The sequence below is a fragment of the Nonomuraea sp. NPDC003214 genome, from assembly GCF_053590035.1.
The window spans coordinates 1-24,421 of the sequence record NZ_JBSFSX010000020.1 but is presented as its reverse complement, the minus strand read 5'-3'; the positions used below and the strand labels follow the sequence as shown (position 1 = coordinate 24,421).

The 24,421-nt window shown below is 68.1% G+C and carries 24 protein-coding genes and 5 tRNA genes; 15 read left to right on the top strand and 14 right to left on the bottom strand.

Annotated elements, in window-relative coordinates; all coding sequences use genetic code 11:
* The first annotated feature begins 131 nt into the window (after positions 1 to 131).
* Positions 132 to 3,728, top strand: a complete 3,597-nt coding sequence (locus ACWDXC_RS40035) for a S8 family serine peptidase (RefSeq protein ID WP_449991346.1) — start codon at positions 132 to 134, stop codon at positions 3,726 to 3,728.
* Here the strand turns inward: ACWDXC_RS40035 and ACWDXC_RS40030 are convergent, their stop codons facing one another.
* The 3 genes from ACWDXC_RS40030 to ACWDXC_RS40020 form a co-directional block, all read right to left on the bottom strand.
* The gene (locus tag ACWDXC_RS40030) at positions 3,729 to 4,709 is read right to left on the bottom strand and encodes a LuxR C-terminal-related transcriptional regulator (RefSeq protein ID WP_449991343.1); all 981 of its coding nucleotides are present in this window, start codon (positions 4,707 to 4,709) and stop codon (positions 3,729 to 3,731) included.
* A gap of 81 nt (positions 4,710 to 4,790) precedes the next feature.
* The gene (locus ACWDXC_RS40025) at positions 4,791 to 5,975 is read right to left on the bottom strand and encodes a globin domain-containing protein (RefSeq protein WP_449991341.1); all 1,185 of its coding nucleotides are present in this window, start codon (positions 5,973 to 5,975) and stop codon (positions 4,791 to 4,793) included.
* Between the two features lie 36 nt (positions 5,976 to 6,011).
* Positions 6,012 to 6,479: an RrF2 family transcriptional regulator gene (locus ACWDXC_RS40020; RefSeq protein WP_449991338.1), complete on the bottom strand. Its 468-nt coding sequence runs from the start codon at positions 6,477 to 6,479 to the stop codon at positions 6,012 to 6,014.
* A gap of 83 nt (positions 6,480 to 6,562) precedes the next feature.
* Here ACWDXC_RS40020 and uppS point away from each other — a divergent pair, with 83 nt between their 5' ends.
* The 3 genes from uppS (at position 6,563) to ACWDXC_RS40005 (ending at position 8,983) form a co-directional block, all read left to right on the top strand.
* Positions 6,563 to 7,288, top strand: coding sequence for a polyprenyl diphosphate synthase (uppS, locus tag ACWDXC_RS40015; protein ID WP_246645113.1), 726 nt, complete (start codon positions 6,563 to 6,565; stop codon positions 7,286 to 7,288).
* Positions 7,285 to 8,697, top strand: a complete 1,413-nt coding sequence (locus ACWDXC_RS40010) for an oxygenase MpaB family protein (RefSeq protein ID WP_449991334.1) — start codon at positions 7,285 to 7,287, stop codon at positions 8,695 to 8,697. The genes uppS and ACWDXC_RS40010 overlap by 4 nt, the downstream gene beginning before the upstream one ends.
* A gap of 76 nt (positions 8,698 to 8,773) precedes the next feature.
* Positions 8,774 to 8,983 (top strand): hypothetical protein, encoded by a 210-nt coding sequence (locus ACWDXC_RS40005; RefSeq protein WP_449991331.1) that lies wholly within the window; start codon positions 8,774 to 8,776, stop codon positions 8,981 to 8,983.
* 223 nt (positions 8,984 to 9,206) lie between these two features.
* Here ACWDXC_RS40005 and ACWDXC_RS40000 read toward each other — a convergent pair whose 3' ends face one another.
* Entirely contained in the window at positions 9,207 to 9,416 is a 210-nt protein-coding gene (locus ACWDXC_RS40000; RefSeq protein ID WP_449991328.1) for a hypothetical protein, read from the bottom strand.
* 88 nt (positions 9,417 to 9,504) lie between these two features.
* Positions 9,505 to 9,592 (bottom strand) — tRNA-Phe (locus tag ACWDXC_RS39995).
* 908 nt (positions 9,593 to 10,500) lie between these two features.
* Between ACWDXC_RS39995 and ACWDXC_RS39990 the strand changes: the two genes are divergently transcribed.
* The 5 genes from ACWDXC_RS39990 to ACWDXC_RS39970 all read left to right on the top strand — a co-directional run bounded on the left by ACWDXC_RS39990 (position 10,501) and on the right by ACWDXC_RS39970 (position 13,326).
* Positions 10,501 to 11,295 carry a Crp/Fnr family transcriptional regulator gene (locus tag ACWDXC_RS39990; RefSeq protein ID WP_449991325.1) on the top strand — a complete coding sequence of 265 codons (795 nt, stop codon included), beginning with the start codon at positions 10,501 to 10,503 and terminating at the stop codon, positions 11,293 to 11,295.
* Between the two features lie 242 nt (positions 11,296 to 11,537).
* A complete protein-coding gene (locus ACWDXC_RS39985) occupies positions 11,538 to 11,798 on the top strand; it encodes a replication initiator (protein WP_449991465.1) in 261 nt (86 codons plus the stop codon).
* Between the two features lie 65 nt (positions 11,799 to 11,863).
* The gene (locus ACWDXC_RS39980) at positions 11,864 to 12,040 is read left to right on the top strand and encodes an excisionase family DNA-binding protein (RefSeq protein ID WP_449991324.1); all 177 of its coding nucleotides are present in this window, start codon (positions 11,864 to 11,866) and stop codon (positions 12,038 to 12,040) included.
* A 105-nt stretch (positions 12,041 to 12,145) separates the two neighbouring features.
* Positions 12,146 to 12,853 (top strand): tyrosine-type recombinase/integrase, encoded by a 708-nt coding sequence (locus ACWDXC_RS39975; protein ID WP_449991321.1) that lies wholly within the window; start codon positions 12,146 to 12,148, stop codon positions 12,851 to 12,853.
* Positions 12,784 to 13,326 (top strand): site-specific integrase, encoded by a 543-nt coding sequence (locus ACWDXC_RS39970; protein ID WP_449991462.1) that lies wholly within the window; start codon positions 12,784 to 12,786, stop codon positions 13,324 to 13,326. Before ACWDXC_RS39975 ends, ACWDXC_RS39970 begins: the two co-directional genes overlap by 70 nt.
* A gap of 115 nt (positions 13,327 to 13,441) precedes the next feature.
* Here the strand turns inward: ACWDXC_RS39970 and ACWDXC_RS39965 are convergent, their stop codons facing one another.
* The gene (locus tag ACWDXC_RS39965) at positions 13,442 to 14,596 is read right to left on the bottom strand and encodes a DNA sulfur modification protein DndB (RefSeq protein ID WP_449991319.1); all 1,155 of its coding nucleotides are present in this window, start codon (positions 14,594 to 14,596) and stop codon (positions 13,442 to 13,444) included.
* Between the two features lie 205 nt (positions 14,597 to 14,801).
* Between ACWDXC_RS39965 and ACWDXC_RS39960 the strand changes: the two genes are divergently transcribed.
* Positions 14,802 to 15,197 (top strand): hypothetical protein, encoded by a 396-nt coding sequence (locus ACWDXC_RS39960; protein WP_449991316.1) that lies wholly within the window; start codon positions 14,802 to 14,804, stop codon positions 15,195 to 15,197.
* Positions 15,198 to 15,387: 190 nt separating this feature from the next.
* Here ACWDXC_RS39960 and ACWDXC_RS39955 read toward each other — a convergent pair.
* The 4 genes from ACWDXC_RS39955 to ACWDXC_RS39940 all read right to left on the bottom strand — a co-directional run bounded on the left by ACWDXC_RS39955 (position 15,388) and on the right by ACWDXC_RS39940 (position 17,213).
* Positions 15,388 to 15,464, bottom strand: a tRNA-Phe gene (locus ACWDXC_RS39955).
* Positions 15,465 to 15,469: 5 nt separating this feature from the next.
* Positions 15,470 to 15,544, bottom strand: a tRNA-Asp gene (locus ACWDXC_RS39950).
* Between the two features lie 96 nt (positions 15,545 to 15,640).
* Positions 15,641 to 15,713, bottom strand: a tRNA-Glu gene (locus ACWDXC_RS39945).
* Complete coding sequence (locus tag ACWDXC_RS39940; RefSeq protein WP_449991314.1) at positions 15,714 to 17,213, bottom strand: metallophosphoesterase family protein; 1,500 nt, start codon at positions 17,211 to 17,213, stop codon at positions 15,714 to 15,716.
* A 93-nt stretch (positions 17,214 to 17,306) separates the two neighbouring features.
* Between ACWDXC_RS39940 and ACWDXC_RS39935 the strand changes: the two genes are divergently transcribed.
* Positions 17,307 to 17,657: a metallopeptidase family protein gene (locus ACWDXC_RS39935; protein WP_219506583.1), complete on the top strand. Its 351-nt coding sequence runs from the start codon at positions 17,307 to 17,309 to the stop codon at positions 17,655 to 17,657.
* Between the two features lie 110 nt (positions 17,658 to 17,767).
* On the top strand, positions 17,768 to 19,039 hold the full coding sequence (locus ACWDXC_RS39930) for an MFS transporter (RefSeq protein WP_449991310.1): 1,272 nt from the start codon (positions 17,768 to 17,770) through the stop codon (positions 19,037 to 19,039).
* Here ACWDXC_RS39930 and ACWDXC_RS39925 read toward each other — a convergent pair whose 3' ends face one another.
* The gene (locus ACWDXC_RS39925; RefSeq protein WP_357583575.1) at positions 19,040 to 19,333 is read right to left on the bottom strand and encodes a PspC domain-containing protein; all 294 of its coding nucleotides are present in this window, start codon (positions 19,331 to 19,333) and stop codon (positions 19,040 to 19,042) included. It abuts the gene before it with no gap.
* A 91-nt stretch (positions 19,334 to 19,424) separates the two neighbouring features.
* Between ACWDXC_RS39925 and ACWDXC_RS39920 the strand changes: the two genes are divergently transcribed.
* Together ACWDXC_RS39920 and ACWDXC_RS39915 are read left to right on the top strand one after the other, a co-directional pair.
* Positions 19,425 to 20,579, top strand: a complete 1,155-nt coding sequence (locus tag ACWDXC_RS39920; RefSeq protein WP_449991307.1) for an acyl-CoA dehydrogenase family protein — start codon at positions 19,425 to 19,427, stop codon at positions 20,577 to 20,579.
* A 61-nt stretch (positions 20,580 to 20,640) separates the two neighbouring features.
* Positions 20,641 to 20,716: transfer RNA gene (locus ACWDXC_RS39915), tRNA-Lys, on the top strand.
* 518 nt (positions 20,717 to 21,234) lie between these two features.
* On the opposite strand, the gene ACWDXC_RS39910 is transcribed toward ACWDXC_RS39915, so the two are convergent.
* From ACWDXC_RS39910 to ACWDXC_RS39900, 3 genes are all read right to left on the bottom strand, one after another.
* Positions 21,235 to 22,085, bottom strand: a protein-coding gene (locus tag ACWDXC_RS39910) for an IS5 family transposase (RefSeq protein ID WP_449991460.1) whose coding sequence is annotated in 2 segments (ribosomal slippage) — positions 21,235 to 21,626 and positions 21,626 to 22,085 — 852 coding nt in all. Because the reading frame shifts where the segments join, the coding sequence is not laid out codon by codon here.
* A 331-nt stretch (positions 22,086 to 22,416) separates the two neighbouring features.
* On the bottom strand, positions 22,417 to 22,632 hold the full coding sequence (locus tag ACWDXC_RS39905) for a DUF397 domain-containing protein (protein WP_449991304.1): 216 nt from the start codon (positions 22,630 to 22,632) through the stop codon (positions 22,417 to 22,419).
* Positions 22,620 to 23,450, bottom strand: a complete 831-nt coding sequence (locus ACWDXC_RS39900) for a helix-turn-helix domain-containing protein (protein ID WP_449991301.1) — start codon at positions 23,448 to 23,450, stop codon at positions 22,620 to 22,622. Before ACWDXC_RS39900 ends, ACWDXC_RS39905 begins: the two co-directional genes overlap by 13 nt.
* 247 nt (positions 23,451 to 23,697) lie before the next feature.
* On the opposite strand from ACWDXC_RS39900, the gene ACWDXC_RS39895 reads away from it, so the two are divergent.
* On the top strand, positions 23,698 to 24,192 hold the full coding sequence (locus tag ACWDXC_RS39895) for an ATP-binding protein (protein ID WP_449991299.1): 495 nt from the start codon (positions 23,698 to 23,700) through the stop codon (positions 24,190 to 24,192).
* The last annotated feature ends 229 nt before the right edge of the window (positions 24,193 to 24,421 follow it).

Here is a 24,421-nt window from a genome sequence, read left to right as displayed (position 1 = left end):
AGGCCGCCGCTGGCATTTTCACGACATGTCGCCATCCGGTCAGCCGCATACCCCCCATTGAGCGGTCCTTATCCCGCATCCTCATGAACGAGTAAAGCAATGTGTCATTGCACGACAGATCGGGTTCGTTCATGGGATGGATCACCCGCTTCACCGCCGTCGGCGCGGGCCTGGCGATGCTCGCCGTGCCCACGCAGGCGCAGGCGACGCCGCCGGAGCCGGCCTCCGGCGGCGGTGACCTGCACGAGGTCACGCTGATCACCGGTGACGTGGTCACCGTCAGGGAGGTCGCCGGCGGCAAGCGCGCCGCGACCGTGCGGCCGGGCAAGGGCCGGGAGGACGTCAGGTTCTTCACCGAGGAGGAGGACGGCGAGCTCACCGTCACTCCCGCCGACATGGTCCCCTACGTGTCCCGGGGCCTGGTCGACGAGCGGCTGTTCGCCGTGAGCGACCTCATCGAGCAGGGGTACGACGACGAGAGCAGCGAGGTCCTGCCGCTCATCCTGTCCTACCGCGACAGCGACGCGAAGGCCGTCACGCTGCGCAGCGTCAACGCGCGGACGATGCGGGCCGACAAGGACGAACTGCCCGTGCTGTGGGCCGCCGAGCGCGCGGGCGGCGAGCCGAAGCTGCGTGACGGCCTGGCCAAGGTCTGGCTGGACGGCAAGGTCACCGCGACGCTGGAGCACAGCGTGCCGCAGGTGGGCACGCCGCAGGCGTGGCAGGACGGCTTCGACGGCAAGGGCGTGAAGGTCGCGGTCCTCGACACCGGGATCGACGAGACGCACCCCGACGTCAAGGACAGGGTCGTCGAGGCCCGCAACTTCACCGACGACCCGTCGGCCAAGGACGAGCACGGGCACGGCACCCACGTCGCCGCGACCGTCGCCGGCGTCGGCGCGGCCTCGGGCGGCCTGCGCAAGGGCGTCGCGCCAGGCGCCGAGCTGGTGATCGGCAAGGTGCTGAACGCGAGAGGCAGCGGCACGGAGTCGCAGGTGCTCGCCGGCATGGAGTGGGCGGCCAGGGAGAGCGGCGCCGACGTCGTCAACATGAGCCTCGGCGGCGGCGCCACCGACGGCACCGACCCGCTCAGCACCGCTGTGGACGTGCTGACCGAGCAGACCGGCACGCTGTTCGTGATCGCCGCGGGCAACGACGGCAGCGAGTACAGCGTCGGCTCGCCCGGCGCCGCCACCTCGGCCCTGACCGTGGGCGCGGTGGACGCCGACGACGCCCTCGCCCCCTTCTCCAGCCGCGGCCCCCGCCTGGACGAGGCGGTCAAGCCGGACATCACCGCACCGGGCGTCGGCATCGTCGCCGCGCGGGCCGCGGGCACCGGCCTGGGCACCCCGGTCGACGAGCTCCACACCAAGCTCTCCGGCACCTCGATGGCCACGCCGCACGTGGCCGGCGCGGCGGCGATCCTGGCCCAGCGACACCCCGGCTGGACCGCCGCGCAGCTCAAGAACGCGCTGGTGTCCACGTCGAAGACCATCGCCGGGCAGACCCCGTACGAGCAGGGCGGCGGGCGGCTGGACGTGACGCGCGCCCTGCGTCAGACCGTCACCGCGACGGGGACGCTGAGCCTGGGCGTGCACGAGGACGGCGACACCGGCGTCCCCGGCGGCGAGATCACCTACACGAACACGGGACAGGCGCCCGTCACGCTCGCCCTCACCCCCTCCGTCACCAACCTCGACGGCCAGGCCCCGGCCGAGGGCGCGGTCACGCTGTCGGCGACCACGCTCACCGTCGAGCCGGGCGCGAGCGCGAGCGTGCGCGTCACCGTGGACCCGGCCAAGCTCCAGCACGGCCGGCACGCGGGCTACGTCACCGCCACCGCGGGCGACGCCGTCGCGCACACCACGATCGCCCTCACCCGCCGCGGCAAGATCCACAAGGTCCGCTTCACCGCCGTGCACGCCGACGGCTCCCCCGCCCGCGTGCCCTTCATCTCCATGTACGGGGCCTCCAGCAGGGACGACGCCTACGGCTACATCCTCGACGAGCAGTCCGGCTGGACGGCCGAGGTCACCGAGGGCACCTACCACATGCAGGCGATCCTGGGCGAGACGAGCTCCGAGACGCCCGTCGACACGCTCGTGATGAACCCGGAGCTGCCGGTGACCGGCGACATGGAGATCGTGCTCGACCCCAGGACCGCCGTGCCCGTCGAGATCCGGACCTCGCAGCCGGTGATCCAGGAGGGCATCTCCACCTACTTCACCCACCGCACGTACGGGTCGCGCAAGATCAGCCTGGGCTCGATGAACTTCCCGTCGGTCGACGGGCTCTCGGTCACGCCGACCAAGCCGGTCACGAACGGCACGTTCGAGTTCGCCTCGCGCTGGCAGCTCGCCGCGCCCCGCGTGACCGCCCAGCTGGGCCGCGACCCGCTGGTGGTGCGCCCCGCGATCAGGTCGCCGGAGTTCGCCGGCAAGAAGCGCTGGCCGCTGGCCACCGCCGACGCCGGTGACGTGAAGGGCAAGGCGGTCGTCCTGGTCAGCGAGCAGTTCGGCGACTGGACGAGCAAGCTGCAGGGCATCGCCGACGCCGGAGCCGCCGCGGTGATCGTCGTCGGCCCCGACGGCCGGGCCATGTGGCAGCCGTGGAAGCCGGAGGGCGAGCGAGACCCGCTGCCCACCCTGCTGATCACCCACGACCGCGGCCAGGCGCTGCTGGAGAAGGCGCGCTCGGGCGGCATGATCGAGGTGACCGGGCAGTTCGCCCCGCCGTACCTGTACGAGGTCATGCAGGTCTCCTCCGGCCACGTGCCCGAGCGGGTCGTGCACGACGTGAACTGGCGCAACACCGCCCTGGTCGAGGCGGGCTACCACGAGTCCGGCGGCGACCGCTACGGCAAGGACCAGCGCTTCGGCTGGCGCTCGTGGCAGACGTACGACCTGGGCTCGCAGATGGAGACGCAGCGCATCGTCAACACGCCGCTGCGCCGGGCCGAGTACGTCAGCGCCGGCGACACCCAGTGGCAGCACGTCGTGCAGCACGCGCTCACCTGGGAGTCGATGAGCCGGCTGCGCGGCGGGCTGATCGACCGGCCGCGGACCTACCGGCCGGGCGAGCGCGTCAAGGAGGACTGGTTCGCCCCGGTCGTGCGCCCGGCCGTCGAGGCGGCGACCCGGACGGGTGACGTGCTGACCGTGCAGGTGCCCGAGTTCGTGGACGCCGACGGGCACCAGGGCTACGCGCGGGACAGCGCCGACAAGGACACCACCGCGGCCCGCTTCTACCGGGACGGGCAGCTGGTGGAGGAGCGCAGCACGCTGCGCGGCGCCTTCCCCGCCGTGGCCGAGGACGCCGAGTACCGGCTGGAGCTGGACACCACGCGCACCGGCGACGAGTGGCTGCACGCCACGGCCACGCGGACGTCGTGGACGTTCAGGTCCGCCAGGACGGAGGACACCCGGCCGCTGCCGATGCTCGGCGTCGGCTACGACATCCCGGCCGACCTGGAGGGCCGGGTCCACCGGACGCTCCCGGTCAAGCTCGGCTTCACCGCGCCCGGCGCCAGGAAGCTCAGCGCGGAGCTGTCGTACGACGACGGCAGGACCTGGCGGCGGCTGCCGCTGATCCCCGCCGGCCGGGGGCAGCACGTCGCCCTGGTCTCGCACCGCAGGACCGACCTCGGGGTGTCGCTGCGGGTGACCGCGACGGGCGCCGCCGGAGAGCGGTTCGAGCAGACCGTCACCCGCGCGTACGGGGTCCGGTAGTCACAGCCAGCGCTCGCGGGCCGCATGCCAGGCAAGCTGCATCCTGGTCTGCGCGCCCGCGCGCCGCATGAGGTGGTAGACGCGGCGCTGCACGGTACGCAGGCTGAGCCCGAGCTGGCTCGCGATCGACTTGTCGGGGACGCCGGCGACCAGCAGCGAGAGCAGGTAGAGCTCGTCGGCGTCCAGCGGGCAGCCGGGCGCCGCGTCGATGACCTGCCCGTCGTCCAGCGACCGGATCGGCGTGGCCCGGTCCCACTGGGCCTCGAACAGCGCGATCAGCGCGTCCAGCAGGCTGCTGCCGCGCACCAGCGCGGCGGTGGTCTCGGTCCGGCCGCCCGCGTGCTGCACCAGCGGCAGCAGCGCGGTCGCCCGGTCCGCGATCATCATCCGCACCGGCAGGGACCGCACGGCGCGGGCGCGCTCGCCGAGCTTGATGCCGTAGGCGACGTTGGCCACCATCCCGGGCTCCTCCAGCAGGGCCCGCTCGTAGATCACCCGGTAGTCGACGCCCCGGCCGAGCGCGTCCAGCTCCTCGGTGTTGTCCTGGGACGGCATGACCACGTGCCCGGCGCGGCAGAAGTACATGACCTCCTCGCGGGCGCTGTTCTGCAGGTGGCGCACCTGCTCACGCAGCGCGGCGCGGCTCGGCAGCACCTCGATCAGCCGGTCGGCGTCGCGGCGGCGCAGGCTGGTGCGGTATTCCTCGGCGAGCTGCTCGACCGCCTGGCGGGCCCAGTCGATGCTCTCCTGCCGCCGCATCAGCAGCGGCCCGAGCGCGACGTCCGGGGCCACCGGCGCGAACCCGCGCCCGCCTGCGTCACGGACCAGCCCCAGGTCCCGCATCGTGGCGAGCGCGCCGGCCGCCGCCTCGGCCGTGATCCCCAGCTCCTCGGCGACGTCGGCCGCCTCCGCCTCGCCCGCGCGGACGAGTAACCGGTACGCCCGTTCCGTCACCTCGTCGAGCCCGGCAGCCTCCAACATGGTCCCCATGATGACAGGTGACCCCCAAACGGCACATAAGTGCACTTAAATACGGGGATCTCGTCGCGCTCTCGGCTCCGCTCAGGCCGCGGCGATCCACAGGTCGGGGCCGAACACCTCGTAGTGGATGTCCTTGGGCGCCACGCCCGCGCCGATGAGCTGGGCCCTGGCCTCCCGCATGAACGGCAGCGGCCCGCACAGGTAGGCCACCGACCCCGCCGGGATGTCGACCCCGGCCAGGTCGATCCGGCCCGCCCTGCCCCGCCGGCCGTCCTCGTACCAGAAGATCTTCTCGCCCCGGGGCAGCACGGCGGTCAGTGCCTCCATGTCCTCGCGCAGCGCGTGCTCGGGCTCGGAGCGGTCGGCGTGCAGCAGCAGGACGCGGCGGTCGCTGCCGGTCTCGGCCAGGTGCTGGAGCATCGCGGTGATCGGGGTGCAGCCGATGCCGGCGGAGGCCAGCACGAGCGGCGCGTCGCCGCCCGCCAGCGTCACGTCGCCGAACGGGGCCGACAGCGTCAGCTCGTCGCCCGCCTCGACGGTGGCGTGCAGCAGGTTGGACACCTCGCCCTCGGGGGCGCCCTCGCCGCGCACCCGTTTGACGGTGATCCGCCGCAGCCCGTCGGCGCCGTGGCCGGACAGCGTGTACTGCCGGAGCTGGTGCACCCCGTCGGGCATCCGCACCCGGACGCTGACGTACTGGCCGGGCAGCGCGGGCGGGACCGGCTCGTCGCCGACGGGCGCGAGCACGAGCGACATGACGTCGGCGGTCTCCTCGCGGCGCTCGACGACCCGCCACGGGCGCCAGGTGCGGCCCTCGCTCGCGCCGGCCTGCGCGTAGATGCGGGCCTCCATCGCGATCAGGGCGCCGGCCATCAGCCAGTAGACCTCGTCCCAGGCGGCGGCGACCTCGGGCGTGACGGCCTCGCCCAGCACCTCGGCGATGGCGGCGAACAGGTACTTGTGCACGATCACGTACTGGTCGTCGGTGATGCCGACGGCGGCGTGCTTGTGCGCGATGCGGGTGAGCAGCGCGTCGGGGCGCTCGTCCGGGTTGTCGAGCAGGGCGCCGGCGAACGCGGCGATGGACCCGGCCAGCGCCCTGCGCTGCTCGCCGCTGCGCTGGTTGCCCCGGTTGAACAGGCCGTCGAGCAGCTCCGGCCGCTCGGCGAACATCGTCTCGTAGAAGCGGGCGGTGATCGTGTCGAGCGACGCGCCCACGACGGGGAGGGTGGCGCGGACGGTCGCGGCGCTTTCCGCGGACAGCATGGGGGACCTCCAGATAATTGGTATCTGGAATGCATATTAAAGAGCCGGTCCGCCGGTCCCCGATCTGGGTGGGACGCCCAGCCCGAGCAGCACCGGCCCGGTCGGCCCCGCGACCAGCGCGTCGACCGTCAGCGTGTCGAGCGACGCGTAGAAGGCCTCCTGCGCCTGGCGCAGCGCCCCGCGCAACCGGCAGGCCGCCCGCAGCGGGCACGGCAGCAGCGCGTCCTCGCACCCCACCACCTCGTGCTCGCCCTCCAGCCGGCGCACGATCGAGCCCACCGTCGCCTGCCGCCCCGCCGCCGTGAGCTGCAGCCCGCCGCCACGCCCCCGCCGGGTCTCCACCAGCCCCATCTCGCTCAGCCGCGAGACCGCCTTGGCCGCGTGCGTATAGGGGATCGCCAGCACGTCGGCGGCGGCCCGCGTGGTCAGCAGCTCGTCACCGCTCACGACGGCCAGGCGCATCACGATCCGCAGGGAGATGTCGGTGAAGGCGGTCAGGCGCATGCCCCCAAGGTAATCCTCCCCACCGGCCCACCTTGACACCACGAAAGGTAAAGCTACAGTTACCCTCAGTTATGGGGGTGGTCATGCTCTTGCCGCGGCACGTCGCCTGCGTGATGGACGGAAACGGCCGGTGGGCCGCGCAGCGATCACTGCCGCGCACCGCCGGCCACGAGGCCGCCGAAGCCGCCGTGATGGACGTCATCGAGGCGGCGCGCAGCGCCGGGGTCACCTGGCTGAGCCTGTACGCCTTCTCCACGGAGAACTGGCGGCGCCCGGCCGCCGAGGTCGACATCCTCATGCGGCTCGTCCGCCGCGCCATCCGCAAGCACGCCCCCGCCCTGCACGCCCGGGGCGTCCGCTGCCGGTTCCTCGGCATGGCCGACCCGCGCATCCCGCAGCCCCTGGTCCGCGACATCACCGACCTGATGACACTCACCGGCGACAACAGGCGCATGACGCTGACCGTGGCCTTCGACCACGGCGGACGCCGCGACATCGTGGCCGCGGCCCGCTCGCTGATCCGCTCCGCCACGCCCGCCGACCAGGTCACCGAGGACAGCTTCGCCCAGCACCTGCCCTACTCCGACACCCCCGACGTCGACCTCGTCATCCGCACGTCCGGGGAGCAGCGGATCTCCAACTTCATGCTCTGGCAGGTCGCCTACGCCGAATGGGTCTTCCCACAGGTCCTCTGGCCCGACTTCCGCGCCACCCACTTCTGGGAATGCCTCGACACCTACCGGCGGCGCCAGCGCCGCTTCGGCGACGTACGCCAGTCCACCACCTTGACCGGGGAGGGTCACCGATGAGCCGCACCACCACAGCGGAGACGACGGACGTCTTCGGCGCCGACTCCATCCTGCGCCGCCTGGTCGGCGAGGCGCGCTGGGGCCTCGCGGTCACCCGCGCCACGCTGCTCGAAGCCGCCCATCCGCAGATCGGCGCGGCGCTGATGGAGAACTCGACGTTCCTCACCCACCCCTGGCGGCGGCTGCGCAACACCGCGACCAGCTCGCGGCGCATCCTCAGCCCCGACCCTCGCGTACGCGACCGCGAGGTGGCCCGGCTCAACCGCCTCCACGCCCGCATGTCCGGCACCGACGCCCAGGGCCGCCCCTACGACGCCACCGACCCCGAGGCCCGCGCCTGGGTCGCCGCCACGCTCTTCGAGTCCACGGTGGCGATGTGCCGGCTGAGCGGCGAAACGCTCGACGCCGGCGAGATGCGGCGGCTCTACGACGAATACCGCATCTTCCTGACCCTCATCGACGGCGACAACGAGCACCTGCCCGCCACGCTGCAGGAGTTCTGGCCCTACTACGACCACGTCGTCGAGAACCGCCTGGAGAACAACGACGCCGTGGGCGTCATCCTCTACCGGCTCCTGGCCAACGTCCCCGCGCCGCCGGTGCTGCGCGGCCATCCCCTGGTGTGGACGGTCGGCCGGGCCGTGGCAGGCCCGCTGGCCACCGCGGTCATCATCGCCTCGCTCCCGGAGCCGTTCTGCCGGCGCGTCGCGCTGCCCGACCTCCCCGGGGCCCGGACCCTCATGCAGGGCGCCTACCTGACCGCCGGCCTCGCCACCCGCTACCTCCCGGAGACCTGGACGCGCGTCGACTCCGTCATGGGCCTGCTCGACCCGTCGTCCGCCACCCCGTGGGACACCGTACGCCGCAAGGCCGGGCAGGCCGCGGCCCTCCTGCGCCTCATCACCCCCGCCCCCGCCGCCGACGACCAGCAGGTGGTCCTGTCGGCCGACCGCTTCTTCAGCGAGGTCCTCGACCAGACCGGCGACGGCTACCTGCGCTGGCCCGACCTGGCCGCCATGGCGAGGGAGGTCGCCACCCGGCTCGACCTGGGCGAGCAGGACGAGGAGCGGCTCTTCCAGGCGTACGCCGCCTGGTGGCGGGAGCTGCAGTCCGCCCTCGACAGCGACGGCGACGGCCGCGTCACCCGCCAGGAGTACGCCGCCGCGGCCGCCTCGCTGCCCGGGGCCGGCCTCATCAAGATCGCCGATGTGCTGTTCGACGTCACCGACGTGGACGACGACCAGAAGATCGACGCCCAGGAATACCGCGACCTGTTCCGTACCGCCTTCGGCCGCGACCTGGCCGGTGACGGCAGCTATTCGCGCGGCGCCTTCGTCCGGCAGTTCGTCTCGTTCATGTCCGGCCAGGAGCACTCCCAGGCCTACAGCACGCTCCTGACCCAGGCGTGACGACGCCCGCGCCCTGAGCGACTGGGGCATCGACGCCCCCCACCCGCCCGAGCCCACCTCACTCAGCGCCACCTCGGTGCTGATCTGCCTCCGGGACCACGTCCACCCCGACCCGGCGGCGCCGCCGACCGTCTGCCGCCTCGAACTCCGCGCGGAGTCCGGCCGGATCCAGGTCCACAGCGGCGAACCCGCCACGGCCGACCTCTCACTCCGCACGACCCCCAAGACCCTCAGCGCCCTGCTGACCGACCCCGCCGCCCTCGACGGCCTGCTGTACGGACGCTGACGATGCTGCCACCCCTATGGGGGGCCGGCGCCGTTCTACTCTCAGCAGCCAGAAGCTCGACGGCCTGCGACTTGACCGAAGGCGAGGTATCACGCAGCAGCTCGATCATCGTGACGGTGTCGACGGCACGGACCGTCCGAAGCGCCCCGGGCCAAGGTGGTAACCATACGCACGCCAGCCTGCCACTCCCGGCCCACTAAGGGGCGCGTCCAGGAGCTCCTGCTCAGTAGAGCCACTTCTCGCATCGGCGGTGTCTGGTCGGCGCCGGCTCCTCGCCTCTCAGCAGGGTCAGCCGTACGCGCTGCCGGGCTTTCCGCTCAGCGATGTTCGCGTCTCTCCCGACGCCCTTGTAGGACCCGCCCACGTCGTGCCTGAAGCGGCGGCCGTCCTGCTGCTGGATGCGTAACGGCATGGTGTTGTCCGTCCGGCTCACACCTGGATTCTGCCAGCCGCCGGTGTCGTCGGCACACAAAAACGCCCCGGAGCGAGATCGCTACGGGGCATCTTGGTTGTTCGAAAGCTGGTGGTCAGGGGCAGGGTCGAACTGCCGACCTTCCGCTTTTCAGGCAAACCGAACCCGCCTTCGACGTCGTTGATAGGTCCTTGACCTGCCTCCAGTCGTCCGCAGGTATCCGCCGGCGTCTGTGATCGCCTTCCGCCGTTGTCACTCAGTTAGGCACACACAACCGGCAAGAAGGCGCTTCGCGCGGCTTGCAGACGTGCTGCGCACAAGAGAAGCACTGCAACACGTTTCAGCGTCCTCCCGCACGAAGCGCGCCGGATAGGGCGCACGAAGCGCCTCCACGCTTATCGGTCGTCTCTCGGAGGTAGCACGGTCGCCTCTAACCTGCGGGTCCTCAGGGCGGGCGGACAGTGAGGGTCAACCGCTGGCGTTGACCACATCGCCATCACACGGCTTTGACCTCAACGACTGGGAGGCGGAGATGGGCTACCACCCCCACCCCCGCCTCCCGATGCTGCGTCCTGTCGCGCTCGGCAAAGAGGCTAAGGTCGAGCGTCCTCCACCTTATTCGATTTTCGTGCCCGATATGTCGGGATCTACTGTGCGAGGTAGAAGTATGCCCCTCCGGGCTAGAGAAAACCAAACCGTGCAATCCAATTGCCCGATATGGTTTCAAGGTGCCTGGAAGGGCATTCTTGCAGGTCAGGCAGGCCGAACCCCTTAGATTACTACACCGCGCCAGCGCGAGGCCACCCGATCGCACCCGTGGTCTATTGTCTTCCCCGTAGCGGGGACCTACCACGCCGCTATGTCCTGATAAAAGCGCTCGGCAAAGATGCTAGGGGAAGGGGATGCGAGTGAGGGATACACAAGCTCTCATAGTAGGAGCTGTCGTCATCGTCTTGATTGTCTGTGTAGTCGGATATGCCGCCATCCGACTCTCTGCCATGGACTCTAAGCGAGTCGCCCGTATTCTACTGGCCTTCGCCGTTGTCATCACGGCACTCCCGGCCGTCCTATATGCGCTCTACGGCACACAGTGACCCTCAGGCAAATGACTCCAAGAGTACGTCGCCCTGCCCAGATAACCTTCTGGTCCAACCTCTCTCAACTCGAACGCGCTCTGATCTTACGCAAGAGTACGCGAAAGAACGTATACCGAGGCGACATCGTAATGTCGAATGAGCCTGCCATGATAATCATGCGCGCGGGATGCTGGGTCCGACTCGAAGTCGAAAAGCTCGGTAGCACTCGAGCCGTACTAGATATCGTCGGTCCTGACGATCTCCTAAGCGGACTCCACGCGACAAGTCCCGTTAGCCCTGTCTGGCTAGGGCAAGCGAAATATATCGGCACGGTTCTCAAACGAGGCAAGATTCTCGAAATTCCCCTGCATAGCGTCCGAGAGATCATCAACAAGAAGCCGTCCCTTAAGGATCACATCGCACACAGGCATAGCGTGCAACTGCATATGGCGACTTGGATCCATGCAATTACCCACCTTGCGGTCGAGACACGTGTCGCGCTGCTACTTATCAGCCTGCTATACCGATACGGCGAGAATACGCCGGGCGAAGGAGGTACCGTGCTAGCCCCGCCCTTATCCCAACCAGATATCGCTGGATGGATTGGTGCCAGCACTGCGTCGGTCGCCCGCGTCTTTAACAAATGGAAGAGAGCAGGCCTCATCCGCAATAGCCACACAACAGTGGCTATTGCTGACGTTAGGGGGCTCTTTACTCTAGCCGCGTCCGATGCTCCATCTGAGGTGGTCCCAGGCTGGGGCATCCATAGTCCATACGAGTTCCCCGCCAAGCCAGATTCGCACAGGAAAAAGAAGAGTCTGTAGCACCACCACCTCGCACCCTGAGGCCCGAAGAAGTACTCCTACGGGTCTCTACGGGTCTCAGGTATCGTGCTGCTATGGGGACACCGGGGACACTCCTGGGTCCATGCCGTATCAAGCCGTAGCCAGCTACATCGCCAAGTACGCCACCAAGGCCGCCGAGTGCGTCGGCACCCTCGACTGCCGCATCAACCCACTAGACGACCTGGAGTCGTACCACCTCCGCCCCCCAGGCCCGCTGCCTCATCAGCACCTGCCTCGAACTCGGCAAAGAGCCAGACCTAGCGGACCTCCGCCTCGCCGACTGGGTCCATATGCGCGGCTTCCGCGGCCACTTCTCCACCCGCTCCCGCAACTACTCCACCGCCCTCGGCGACATCCGAGCTGACCGCGAACACCACGCGCGCCGAAGAGATCACCACCGGCCGCCTGCCCCTGTTCGACGAAGACACCATCCTCGTCATCAGCGAATGGCAGTACGCCGGCAAGGGCCACTCCCCCGGTGACGCCCTCCTCGCCGCCGCCATCACGGACAAGCCCTGCACTCCGCTGGCCTGTGAGGAGGCCCCGCATGAGTGACCTCGTACTCACCGGGGACGAGGCCGCCGATCGCCTCCGCGTCAGCCGGTGGACCCCGTACACACTGATCCGCTCCAGCCAGCTCCGAACCGTCAAGATCGGCCGTCGCCGCCTGGTCCCGGCAGACGCTCTGGCCGAGTGCATCAGGACTCTGCTGGAGGTGGCGTGATGACCAAGGCCATGCTCGGCACCCCGGAAGAGGAGCCCAAGCGCCGAACGGGCCGCCGCATCCGCAAGCGCTCCAACAGTGAAGGGAGCATCTGGCCGCGCAAGGATGGCCGATACGGGTACGCCGCCTTCGTCCAGACCACCGGCCGGAACCACGAAGCGAGTTCAAGGCTCCGCGCGTACTCAGGAGGACGCCCGCAAGAAGCTGACCGAACTCCTCCGCCAGTCCGACGAGGGCATCCCTGTCTCCTCAGAGAACTGGACGCTCGCCGACTTCCTTACCTACTGGCTGAAGAACATCGTCAGCCAGGAACGCCACCCTAAGACCTACCAGGGATACGAAAGCGTCGTCCACCTCCACCTCGTCCCGGGCTTGGGCAAGAAGCGCCTGGGCAAGAAGCGCCTGGGCAAGCTCAATGCCCAAGACGTCCGTCTCTTCACCAACCGCGTCCGCTCCGAATGCCAATGCTGCCGCAACGGCTGGGACGCCGCGCGGGAGAAGCCGGTGTGCTGCGCTCTCAAGGGCGGGCAGTGCTGTGACTCCTGGTTGTCCACACGCATGGTCCAGTTCATCCACGCAGTCCTCCGGAACGCCTTGGAGTGCGCCGTGCGCGAGGAAATCGTCACTCGCAACGCCGCCAAGCTGGTCAAGGTGCCGGTGCCCAAGTACAAGGTCAATCGCGGCCTGACCGTCCCGCAGGCCCGTGCTGTCCTCAAGGCGCCCGCGACCACCGCCTCTACGCGCTGTACGTCCTGGCGCTCTGCCTCGGCCTGCGCCGTGGGGAACTCCTCGGGCTCCGCTGGACGGACGTGAACCTTGAGGCCGGCAAGCTGGAGGTGGTCCAAAGCCTTCAGCGAGTCGCGGGCCGCCTTCAGTTTCTCCGTCTCAAAACCACCGGCTCGGAACGAACCATCCCACTGCCACCCATGTGCGTGGATGCCCTGAAAGAGCACCGGAAGAAGCAGTTCGCCGAACGCTCGGACCGCTGGGAGGAGTGGACGGAGCATGGCCTCGTCTTCCCCTCGCGCTGCGGCACCCCGATGGAGCCGGACAACCTGCGGCGAAGCTGGGGAGCGATCCGCAAGGCCGTCGGCCTTGGTGAGATGAGGTTCCACGACCTCCGCCACACCTGCGTGACCCTCCTGCTCAACCTCGGCGTCCCCCCTCAGGTCGTCCGCGACATTGCCGGTCACAGCGACATCGAGGTCACGATGACGATCTACGCTCATGTCTCCCTCGACGACAAGCGTCGCGCTCTGGGCAAGATCGATGACACGCTCGCATAAGAAATCAGGAAGGCAGCGCCTCAGCCTAACCGGGTTGAGGCGCTGAACCATGTGTGCCCACTTGCTTTATGGAATGGGACGAGTCTTCGCCATCGATGTGGCCTGACCTATTCGATCACTTTCCGGTCACGTGGGCCTGAAGGACCTCAGCTGCGGTCTCCCACGCGGTGCGACCGGCGACAAGCTTCCCGGTCTCCGTGTCGATCAGGTTGCCGGCGAAGGGAGTGTCCGCCGTGGTGATGTCCTTGACCTTCTTCGTGCGACGGAAGTTGAAGCTATCCATGGCCTTGACGGCCTCGGTGACAGTAAGTCCATCCTTCTGGAGGAGGTAGACGGCCATCGCCATGGCGTAGAGGACACCGGCTGACAGGAGGTAAGTGTCCTGACGCAACTCGTATGCCTTCACACTGTCGTCGATGACGTCGGCGAACGGGGTGAGTTCGCCCAACGCGGTCCAGAACTCGACCAGTTCCTGACGTGCCTTCTCGGGGTCTGCATCCGGTCCCTCGAACCGACCGTTGACGGCCCGGTCCATCGTGGCGGGGGACCGGTAGCCATTGCCGACGAGGAGCAGCCCGGAGACGTAGCGCACCGTCTTGAAGCTGAACAGCTTGGCGGACAACTTCCCCGGGTTGTCCTTCTGGTACTCGACGCGGTCGACCAGGACGGGGACAGCGTCGAACAAGTCGTTAAGTTCGCGGTTGATGGGCTGGCGACGGTCCATTGACTGGCCAAGGGACGCGGTGGGGGCCTTGACGTTGCGCTGAAGGTCGGCAAAGTCCTGAGCGCGTCGGCGGGGGTCGTCCTCGATGACGATGATCAGCGGCTGGCCGGACTCACGGAGGCGCTCGATGACCGGGTCTCCGTCCTCATCGCGGTTCTGGACGATGTGTTCGTACGCGCCGATCCGGTGCTGCCCGTCACCGATGTCGAACAGGGCACCAATGTCGACGGCCAGAGTGCCGATAGAGGCGGCGTCCTTATCGGTGGAGACCCCGTCGATCGGTATCGGCTTGAACTCGGCCTCGCGCTGGGTGAGGTAGAGCACGGCGGCACCCAAGACGAAGTGCTCTTCCTCTTCGAGGTACTTCACGATGCCCTGTAGATGCGCCTTATCGCGCGGCCGGTTGCCGTGCTGAGTGGTCTTGACTGGGTCCCATGCTTCAGGCTTGCGGACCATGCGGACCAGATCCGTAGGCGACATCGCGGTGACGAGCATCTGCCGGCCGCCCTGCCGGTAGCTGATTGCGGGGATGTGGATCTTAGGCATCTCGGCCCTCTCGAAGGTTCGGGATCCGGATCTCCACCATAGCTACGCCGAATTCTGGCGTCAACGAGGGAATTTTTTGGCGTAGTCGCTTATCTGGATTGCGTAGCTATGCCTATTTGTGGCGTAGTAGAGAGCGGTGGCGGAGAGTAGGACACCCGCCGGACAGGCGACCCGGATCTGACTAACGCTCAGGAGGCGTGACGGCATGACCAAGGACAGGGACAACAGCACCACCATCGCGGCTCGGTGCCGCGCGCAGGACGGGCTGATCGAGGTGAATCTGGGAGACCTCAGGGAAGAGCTCGGATACAAGAAGCTGGGCAAATGGGTGCTCATCGAGGTGGCGGAGGCGCTGGCTAGGGACAAGCTGGGCTACTTTCCGGAGGGCGTCCTCGACCCGCAGCACAACACCGTTCCGCGCCAGTCGCAGACGGTCTGGATCTACGAGAACGATGGCGGCGCCCGCGCTCAGGTCATCAACGCTGTTCTGCACCCGGACCAGCGCGACGTTCGGGCGGCGCTGGACGCCCTGGCAGACCACGGTGAGGCACTGACGCCGGAGCAGAAACTCGACCGCATCCGCGACCTGGTTGGCTCGTAGGTGAAGGAAGCCGTGATCCCGGCAAGGGCAACCGCTTGGGTAGGGGTCACGGCTGCATAGCCTTGTTTGGGGACGCGCTTGCCCCCTACCTCAAGTGCTCAATGGGGTGACGTTGCTGTCAGCGTTGCTGTCGCCGAAGATCAAAAGCCCCGAGCGATTATTCGTTCGGGGCGTTTCTACTGTTCAAAGCTGGTGGTCAGGGGCAGGGTCGAACTGCCGACCTTCCGCTTTTCAGGCGGACGCTCGTACCAACTGAGCTACCTGACCCAGAGCGGTCCTGACGGGACTTGAACCCGCGACCTCCACCTTGACAGGGTGGCGAGCACTCCAAACTGCTCTACAGGACCTTGCGACTTGCTTCGTTCTCTTTGCGCTCGCTTAGCTTACCAGCTCTTCGGAGGTCCTTCGACCTGCCGTTTCGCGGGTGCGCTAGGCGCTCGCGGTGCCCCCAACGGGATTCGAACCCGTGCCGCCGCCTTGAAAGGGCGGTGTCCTAGGCCGCTAGACGATGGGGGCTCAGGATTCCCTGTCGCCTTCCGTCGGAGACCTCTGAAGCATAGGGGACGATTGCCCTTGATGCCAAAGTGGCGAACCGGCGGCCGGTGACGTAGTGCCGCTGAGCGTCCCCGTTGGCGACGGGGCGTTCGTCGGCGCTGGGGAAATCATACGTCCCGGGTCGGGCTCCACGTGACGCTGCATGTACACCGACTGCTCGCCGAGTCCGCCGAGGGTGATGTCGTCCCAGGCCTGCAGGCGTTTCGTCTCGCGGTCGAAGTACAGGACGGAGGCCTGGACGGGCGTGGGCTCGGCGTGTTCGAGTGCGCGCAGGCCGGCGCCGCCGGTGGAGCCCTGGACGAGGACGCGGGTGCCGGTGGGCAGCATGGTGGTGGAGCGTTTGTGGGCGTGACCGGCCAGGACCATCGGCGTGGCGCCGGAGAAGCCGCGGGCGACGATGTCGTCGTGGACGGCCACGAGGTCGGCGTTCTCGACGTTCTCGCGGTGGGCGCGGCCGAAGGCTTCGAGCGAGGCGGGGTCGGAGTCGACGTGTACGGACTTGTCCGGGGTGAAGCGCGGGTCGCCGAGGCCGTAGATGCTGAGTCCGGCGACGTTGCGCATCTTGTCGTCGAGGACGACGGCGTTCTTCTGCTTGGCGACGGCCTTCTCGGTGGTCTTGGAGTCGTGGTTGCCGCGTACGTACACGTACGGGACGCCGAGGCGGCCGATCTCCTCCACGAACTTGTTCTCGGCCTTGCTGCCGTGGTCGGAGATGTCGCCGGTGTCGACGATCAGGTCGACGGTGAACTGTTCGGTCAGGGACCGGATGACGTTCCAGGCGATCGGGTTGATGTGGATGTCGGAGACGTGCAGGACGCGGATGGAACGGGGGTCGGCGTCGTACACCGGAAGGGTTGAGACCGCGTCGTACAGCTTCGAGACGTTGGTGACGAGTTTGGTGAGTTGCGAGCGGTACGACTCGAACCGGGTGACGATCGACTCGGCGCTGCCCACGAGGGAGGGCGCCGCGGCGACGAGGCCCGTGTAGCGGGGCTCGACGAGCGAGCCGGGGTGAAAGGTCCGGGCGGCGACCAGTCCGGTCGTGGCGAGCGCCACAGCGGCCACCAGGAGGCCCGTCAGGGCGACGCGGGGCCGCCTGAACACCATGAGGACGGCGATCAGCGCGCCGGCGGCGGCGCACAGCAGCGAGCGGATGGCGAGCTCGCGCACGCCGGCGAGCAGGTCGCGCTCGATGATGCTGGGCAGCCGGTCGGTGAGGCGGGGGTCTTCGAGGAGCGACTTGGCGCGTTCCTGGTCGATGTTCTCAAGCGTGATGCGCAGGGTCAGCGGGGCGTCGTGGGTGCCGAACGTGAGCGTGCCCAGCGGGCTGGCGTCGACGATCGTCTCGCCGCTCCAGGAGGGGGCGACGGACATGCCGGTCTCGACGGGGCCGACCTGCGCGTGCACGGTCCCGCTGAGGAAGATGCCCAGCCAGGCGCCGGCCGCGGCGACGACGAGCACCGCCACAGCTTTGGACGCTCGCGACCTGATGACTGCTTTCAACCTGTCCAGGAACTTCATACGGTTTCTTGCTTACCCAGCCCGCGGGGCAGAATGGCACGTGTGATCGAGGTTTCCCCGGAGAAGTTCGAAGAGCTCGTGGCCGAGGCGCTGGACACGATCCCTCCGGAGCTGACCCGTGTCATGAGCAATGTTGTCGTCACAGTTGTGGACGATCCGCCAGAACCCCACCTTCTGGGCCTGTACACCGGCATTCCCCTCACCGAGCGCGGCGACTGGTACTCCGCAGTCCTGCCCGACCGCATCGAGATCTACCGCAATCCGATCTGTCAGATCTGCGACACGGAAGAGCAGGTCGTCGAGGAGGTACGGATCACGGTGGTTCACGAGGTCGGCCACCACTTCGGCATCGACGACGACCGTCTCCATGAGCTGGGTTGGTGACCCTTTAACCTCCGGGTGACGCCAATGGGTTGCGCCTTGCCGAATGATCGGGCACCTTAGGTGACATACTGAACACTCTCAGTCAGGCACAGCGGAGTCCAATGGGGGCCATGCGGACGCGACGGCTGCCGGGACGGCATCGCCGTGCCACAGAGCGCCAAGCCACTTACGGTGAGGTCATCGCCGTCAAGGAGTTCAGAGCGCTCTGGTACGGCCAGGGGCTGTCGCTGCTCGGCGACCAGCTCGCCCAGGTGGCCCTCGCCGTGCTCGTCTACGACCGCACCCGCTCCGCCCTGGCCACCGCCGCCGTCTACGCGCTGACCTACCTGCCGTCGATCCTGGGCGGGCCGCTGCTGGCCGGGCTCGCCGACCGGTTCGCGCGCCGGGGCGTCATGGTGGCCTGCGACCTGCTGCGCGCCGCGCTCGTGGGCGTGATGGCGCTGCCGTTCATGCCGTTCCCGGTGCTGTGCGGGCTGGTGTTCCTCGTGGTGCTGCTCAGCGCCCCGTTCTCGGCCGCGCGCGCCGCGCTGCTGCCCGAAGTGCTGGAAGGCGACCGCTACGTCGTCGGCTCGGCGTTGCAGAACATGACGAACCAGGCCGTGCAGATGCTCGGCTTCGCCGCCGGCGGCGCCGTGATCGCCGCCCTCGGCCCCTACCGCGCGCTCGCCATCAACGCGGCCACGTTCCTCGCCTCCGCGCTGATCCTCGTCACCGGCGTACGGCGGCGCCCCGCGAGCGAGCAGGCCGGCGGCAGACCGTCCATGTGGACGATGACCAGGGCCGGCGCCCGCCTCGTGTTCGGCGACCGCAAGCTGCGCACGCTGGTGCTGTTCGCCTGGCTGTGCGGCTTCTACGTGCTGCCCGAGGGCATCGCGGTGCCGTACGCCGTCGAGCTCTACACCGGCACCCTGCCCGTGCCGGTGATCACCGGCCTGCTGATGGCGGCGATGCCGCTGGGCACGGTGGTGGGGGCGTTCCTGTTCAGCAGGTTCGTCACGCCGCCCGGGCGGATGCGGCTGATGGGCTGGCTGGCCATGCTGAGCTGCGCGCCGCTGATCGTGACGGCGATGCGGCCGCCGCTGGAGGTCGTGCTGGGGGCGTGGGTCCTGTCGGGGATCGGGGGCGCCTATCAGCTCGCCGCGAACGCCGCCTTCGTCCAGCGAGTCCCTCCTGATCAGCGCGGACAGGCGTTCGGGCTGGTGCAGTCCGGGCTCATGGCCGCGCAGGGCGTCGCGATCCTCATCGGCGGCTACGCCGCCGAGAAGCTGGGCCCCGAGCCGGTGGTCGCCCTGTCGGGCATCACCGGCCTCATCGTGGCCGCCGTGCTGGCCATGATCTGGACCGAGTCGCGCGGCCGCGTGCGCACGCAGACCGCGACCTGATCACTGCTGCGGCTTCTGCTCGTCGCTCCACGGGCTGGTGCCGCCGCCGCTGTTGCTCTGCTGCTTGTTGATCAGGTCCTGGACGATCGACGTCTCCTTGCCCTCCTCGGGCATGAGCAGCCAGCCGATCGCGTACACGCCCACGCCCAGCCCGCCGAACAGCGTCATGACCGCGAGGCCGATGCGGATGAGGTTCGCGTCGATCCCGACGTACTCCCCGACGCCCGAGCACACGCCCGCGATGATCCTGCCCTTGCGGGTCCTGCGCAGCTGCTTGGTGTTGTATTCGCTCATGCCCCAAGACTGCCCTGCCGCCCTGCGTTCGCACATCGGGATTGCCCCTGGTAGAACCCTGGTAGCCCCCTAAGCGAGGAGAGGACGCGCGATGGACGACCTGCTGCGGCTGGACGACCGGCTCGACGCCGACCAGCGACTCATCCGCGACACCGTGCGCACCTTCGTCACCGACCGCGTGCTGCCGCACGTCGGCGACTGGTTCGAGGAGGCGACCTTCCCCGCCCGCGAGCTCGCCCCCGAACTCGGCGCGCTCGGCCTGCTCGGCATGCACCTGGAGGGCTACGGCTGCGCCGGCACCGACGCGACCTCGTACGGCGTCGCCTGCCGCGAGCTGGAGGCCGGCGACTCCGGGCTGCGCTCGTTCGTGTCGGTGCAGGGCTCGCTCGCCATGTTCCCCATCTGGCGCTACGGGTCCGACGAGCAGAAGGAGCAGTGGCTGCCGCGCATGGCCGCCGGCGAGGCCATCGGCTGCTTCGGCCTGACCGAGCCCGACCACGGCTCCGACCCCGCCAACATGCGCACCTACGCCAAGCGCGACGGCGACGACTGGATCCTCAACGGCTCCAAGATGTGGATCACCAACGGCTCCATCGCCGACGTGGCCGTCGTCTGGGCGCAGACCGACGACGGCATCCGCGGCTTCGTCGTCCCCACCGACACCCCCGGCTTCTCCGCCCCTGAGATCCACAAGAAGCTGTCCCTTAGGGCGTCGGTCACCTCGTCCCTCTACTTCGACGACGTCCGCCTGCCCGGCAGCGCCGTGCTCCCCGGCGTACGCGGCCTCAAGGGGCCGCTGTCGTGCCTGTCGGAGGCGCGCTTCGGCATCCTGTGGGGAGTCGTCGGCGCCGCCCGCGCCTGCCTGGAGGCCGCCGTCGAGTACGCCAAGACCCGCGTGCAGTTCGGCAAGCCGATCGGCGCCTTCCAGCTCACCCAGGACAAACTCGCCTGGATGTACGTCGGCACCGCCCAGGCCGGGCTGACCGCCCTCCACCTCGGCGCGCTCAAGGACGCCGGCACCCTGGAGCCCCGGCAGATCAGCTTCGGCAAACTCGCCAACGTCCGCGCCGCCCTGGACATCGCCCGGGAAGCCCGCACCATCCTCGGCGGCAACGGGATCACCCTGGAGTACCCTGTGATCCGGCACATGAACAACCTGGAGTCGGTGCTGACCTACGAGGGCACCCAGGAGATCCACACGCTGGTGCTCGGCGAGGCGCTGACCGGGCTGGCCGCCTACCGGTGACGAGACGAGAGCGAATGGCGTCGCGGGCGGGGCGGTAATCTCTGTACGCTTGTCGTTGCGAGGGGCGTTAGCTCAATTGGCAGAGCTGCGGACTTTTAATCCGTAGGTTCCGGGTTCGAGCCCCGGGCGCCCTACCACTCCACACCCCACCTGACCTGGGCTTTCTCGATTCTCGCTCGTCTCCGTGAGGTGAAGATGGCCGAGATCATGCTCGTTACATGCTCTTCGGCACGGGTTCGGCATGTCGGTGGGCTGTGTCCAGGGATGAAATGCCCGCTTCGCGTAGGCGGCTGCCGGGCAGCCTGGCCCCGATGGGTAAAGTCGGACCCGCCAGGCGTTCAAGGCAAGGGGTGCGATGCAAGGGGCGCGCGGCAGGCCGCGCCCGACATGCCCTCAGACCCGTCCAAAAGCTCGCAAAGCCGCTCTTGGCCGAGATGTTGCCTATTTCGTCAGGGCATCATCCTGGTCTTCGCCGCCCTCAGCGCGTTTCGGGGTCAGCGGAATGAGGCGATATGCGTAGCTCCCCACAGGTGCGAAAACTGCCGATCCTTTCGGGTAAAGCCAGTCCTGTCCGATGCCCAAGCAGAGGGGCGCAAGGCAAGGGGTGTGGGGCGGGCTGCGTCCGACTTGATCGTAGACCCGCCTAGAGCGTGCCTCAAAGCCGGGTCAGCCAGTCGTTGATGGCAGCTATGAGGACGCTCGCTTCGTATCGGACGGCGAGTTTGTCGAATCGGGTGGCGACGCCGCGGTGACGTTTGAGCCGGTTGATGCCGCATTCCACCGCTGAGCGGGCGCGGTAGTCGGTCGAGTCGAACGCCGGGGGACGCCCATCACGGCTGCCCGGCCGACCGTGTCGCCGGGCGGCGACACGGTCGGCCAGTTCGGGGATCGTGCAGCGGATGCCGCGCGAGCGCAGATGAGCGCGGATCGCCCGCGAGGAGTACGCCTTGTCGGCGCGGACGACCTCGGGCCTGATCCGGGGCCGGCCCAGTCCGAGCCGGGGCACCCGGATGGCGTCCATGACCGCGGTGAACTGCGGCGCGTCCCACGCTGCCCGGCGGTGAGCACCACCGCCAGCAGCCGCTGGCCCTGCTCACAGGCGAGATGCAGCTTGGTCGACAGGCCGCCCCGAGAGCGGCCCAGCGCATGATCGGCAGGCTCGGAATGGACACCGCCGGGCAGCTCGACCTGCGTCTGTCCATGCCGGGATGCGCCGGCCGCGTGCTGATGCGCCCGACAGATGGTGGAGTCGACCCCGACCTGCCAGCCGATCAGGCCCGCGGCATCGGCCAGGGTCTGCAGCCGGGTGAGGATCTGCTGCCAGACACCGGCACGCTGCCAGCGGCGAAACAGGCTGTAGACCGCCCGCCAGGAGCCGTAGCACTCCGGTACGTCCCGCCACGGCGCCCCGACCCTCACCCGCCAGCGAATCCCGTCGATGAGTTGGCGCTTGGTCCACTGCGACGGCCGACCTGGCCTTTTGCCTGCGGGCAGCAGCGGCTCCATCCGCGCCCACTGTGCATCGGTGAGGTCGAACCGCCGCGCCACCGCTAAGGTGGCCACGAGGTCTCCGGGTTACAGGTTCTTCTTAGTCGATGAACCCTCTACCGGAGACCTCTCTGCTTTCCGGCTGCGACACGCCGTTGATCACACTTCGAGACAGGGCCTAGGTGCTGGCCAAGCCGCTCTCGGCCGAGGTTGCCGCCTTTTCATATGGCTGCCGGCTCTTCACTGGCGAAGGGGCTCGATGGCTCGATCGTCTACGTCTGAGCTTCGAGAAGTCAGGGGCCTTCGACTCTTACGGAAGGCCCCTGACCTGCATCATTTCCGGTTGGTGCTAGAAGTCGAACTCGCCTTTTTTGGCACCGTCGATGAACGCGGCCCAGACCGAGGGCGAGACCACATATGCGGGCTGTTCGGGGTGTTCGGAATCGCGCAGCCCGACCCTGCCGTCGGCCAGGGGGGCCACTTCGATGCAGTCGCCGGCCTCGCCGGAGCGAGTCGCCTTGCGCCACTGGGCGGTCCTCAGCAGCTCTGCCGTTACGTCGTCCACTGCTCTGCCATCTCCCTCATCAACTGGAGCGAAGCCCTCCGGGGCAGAGCTTCGTTGTGCAACATCTCATATCTCCACTGGATCTCCTGGACAGATCCACTGTCGGCGGTGATCTGGCTCAGTGTGATCGACTCGATGTAGGCCGTATCCGGCATCCCCGGTCCGCCGGCAAGAACGAAGGCTCCTTGCAGGCCGCTGGTGAGCCAGGAGGTGCGCGGAAGCACTCGGACGTTGATGCGAGGGTGGTCATCCAGCCCTGCCAGGTGCGCCATCTGCTCCGCCATCACCGCCTCACTGCCAATAGGCCGGATAAGGACCACTTCGTCCAGTATTACCCAGATCGTAGGGCCGTCATCGCGGTGAAGGATCCTCTGGCGTTCCAGCCGTGCCGCGAGGTTCCGCTCGACGTCCTCAGCGGTGGTTCCAGGCTTGCCCCAGTAGACCGCTCGCGCGTACTCGGGAGTTTGCAGTATGCCGGGGACGATCGTTGGCTGCCAGAATTTGAGGGTTGTGGCTTGCTGTTCGATCTCCGCGAGTTGAGCGAGCCAGACGGGCCAGCGCGAGGCGTGTTCGACGGTTTCTCGCCAACGCCGCAGCAGCCCGCCAGCAGCCCCCAGAGCGGCGTCGGCGTCGCGGGCGAAGTCCTCATCGGCGGGGCGTTCTCCGCGTTCGACCATGCTGATCTTCGATACGGACCAGCCGAGCATGGCGGCGAGGTCTTTTTGTCTTTTGCCTGCCATTATGCGGTATTCGCGAAGATAGGCGCCGAATTCCGCTCTGGGAGCTTTCAGGGCAGGTTCCGGCTCGGTGTTTTCCAAGACGGGCAACCTCCATTCCGGCGAGAACACGAGTAACGCACGGGCATGTGTAGTAGCACACCTGGTTCGTGCCTGGGAAGTGCTTTGCAATACCCCCTGAGTACAGGGGGTTTCTGAGATGATCTGTTCAGGCCAGCTCGACGTATCGCGGTCAGCACGGAAAGAATGATCGTGCGTGCACGCGGACCCACATCATTCTTCGCATGAGCGGCTTGGCGGGTGACCAAGGAATAGCGAGGCGGATTCGGTGATCTACGTACGTCCCTCTCAACTTGCGACAATCGGCGCTATCACCGTGGAGCGCAGCGATCGGGCTCCCTCTCGCGCCCGAGAGGCCGTCAACAGTTGGCTGGAGACCACACACCCCGCCCGCGAGATCACGGTGCTGGCTGCGTCGGAACTGGTCACCAACGCCGTCCAGCACTCCAACCCCACGCGGGACTCCGCCTCTCCCCAGGGAACTGCGGATGTGATCACGCTCAGGCTGACCCAAGAGCCGGACTTTCTTCGGTTGGCGGTGACCGATCCAGGGCTGACGTGTTCGGAACCGTCGATGATCCCCTTGCAGATGCCGAGTGTGAACGCCGAGCGCGGGCGAGGGCTGGCGATCGTCGACGCCCTGTCTCGGGGCCGATGGGGCAGCTACCGGCTTCCTCAGGCCGGGTTGCGCCTGGTGTGGTGTCACCTCGACCTCACACCCACCCCGGCAGAACTCAACGCACTCTTTTGCACCCCCGTCTGAGCGGCCCTCACACCCCGAGTGCGTGCCGACCCGCAGACAGGAGAAGCATCGTGCGCCGTCATCACCCGGTCACATGTTCATCCCGGTGCTCATCACGACCGCATGCGTCGGTTGGATCACCGCCACTCGCAGCATGGGCTTGATCCGGTTTGACGGACATCCGAGATCAGGGGTTCGTCCCCGGAAGGATGTCCATGATGGAGAGCATGGGGAAGAAGAAGCCGCGTCC

Bases quoted from the DNA above. Each gene is read 5' to 3' on its own strand.
- ACWDXC_RS40035 (WP_449991346.1), top strand. From the start codon at position 132: ATGGGATGGATCACCCGCTTCACCGCCGTCGGCGCGGGCCTGGCGATG.
- ACWDXC_RS40030 (WP_449991343.1), bottom strand. From the start codon at position 4,709: ATGTTGGAGGCTGCCGGGCTCGACGAGGTGACGGAACGGGCGTACCGG.
- ACWDXC_RS40025 (WP_449991341.1), bottom strand. From the start codon at position 5,975: ATGCTGTCCGCGGAAAGCGCCGCGACCGTCCGCGCCACCCTCCCCGTC.
- ACWDXC_RS40020 (WP_449991338.1), bottom strand. From the start codon at position 6,479: ATGCGCCTGACCGCCTTCACCGACATCTCCCTGCGGATCGTGATGCGC.
- uppS (WP_246645113.1), top strand. From the start codon at position 6,563: ATGCTCTTGCCGCGGCACGTCGCCTGCGTGATGGACGGAAACGGCCGG.
- ACWDXC_RS40010 (WP_449991334.1), top strand. From the start codon at position 7,285: ATGAGCCGCACCACCACAGCGGAGACGACGGACGTCTTCGGCGCCGAC.
- ACWDXC_RS39990 (WP_449991325.1), top strand. From the start codon at position 10,501: ATGACTCCAAGAGTACGTCGCCCTGCCCAGATAACCTTCTGGTCCAAC.
- ACWDXC_RS39980 (WP_449991324.1), top strand. From the start codon at position 11,864: ATGAGTGACCTCGTACTCACCGGGGACGAGGCCGCCGATCGCCTCCGC.
- ACWDXC_RS39975 (WP_449991321.1), top strand. From the start codon at position 12,146: ATGGCCGATACGGGTACGCCGCCTTCGTCCAGACCACCGGCCGGAACC.
- ACWDXC_RS39965 (WP_449991319.1), bottom strand. From the start codon at position 14,596: ATGCCTAAGATCCACATCCCCGCAATCAGCTACCGGCAGGGCGGCCGG.
- ACWDXC_RS39960 (WP_449991316.1), top strand. From the start codon at position 14,802: ATGACCAAGGACAGGGACAACAGCACCACCATCGCGGCTCGGTGCCGC.
- ACWDXC_RS39935 (WP_219506583.1), top strand. From the start codon at position 17,307: ATGGCACGTGTGATCGAGGTTTCCCCGGAGAAGTTCGAAGAGCTCGTG.
- ACWDXC_RS39930 (WP_449991310.1), top strand. From the start codon at position 17,768: ATGCGGACGCGACGGCTGCCGGGACGGCATCGCCGTGCCACAGAGCGC.
- ACWDXC_RS39925 (WP_357583575.1), bottom strand. From the start codon at position 19,333: ATGAGCGAATACAACACCAAGCAGCTGCGCAGGACCCGCAAGGGCAGG.
- ACWDXC_RS39920 (WP_449991307.1), top strand. From the start codon at position 19,425: ATGGACGACCTGCTGCGGCTGGACGACCGGCTCGACGCCGACCAGCGA.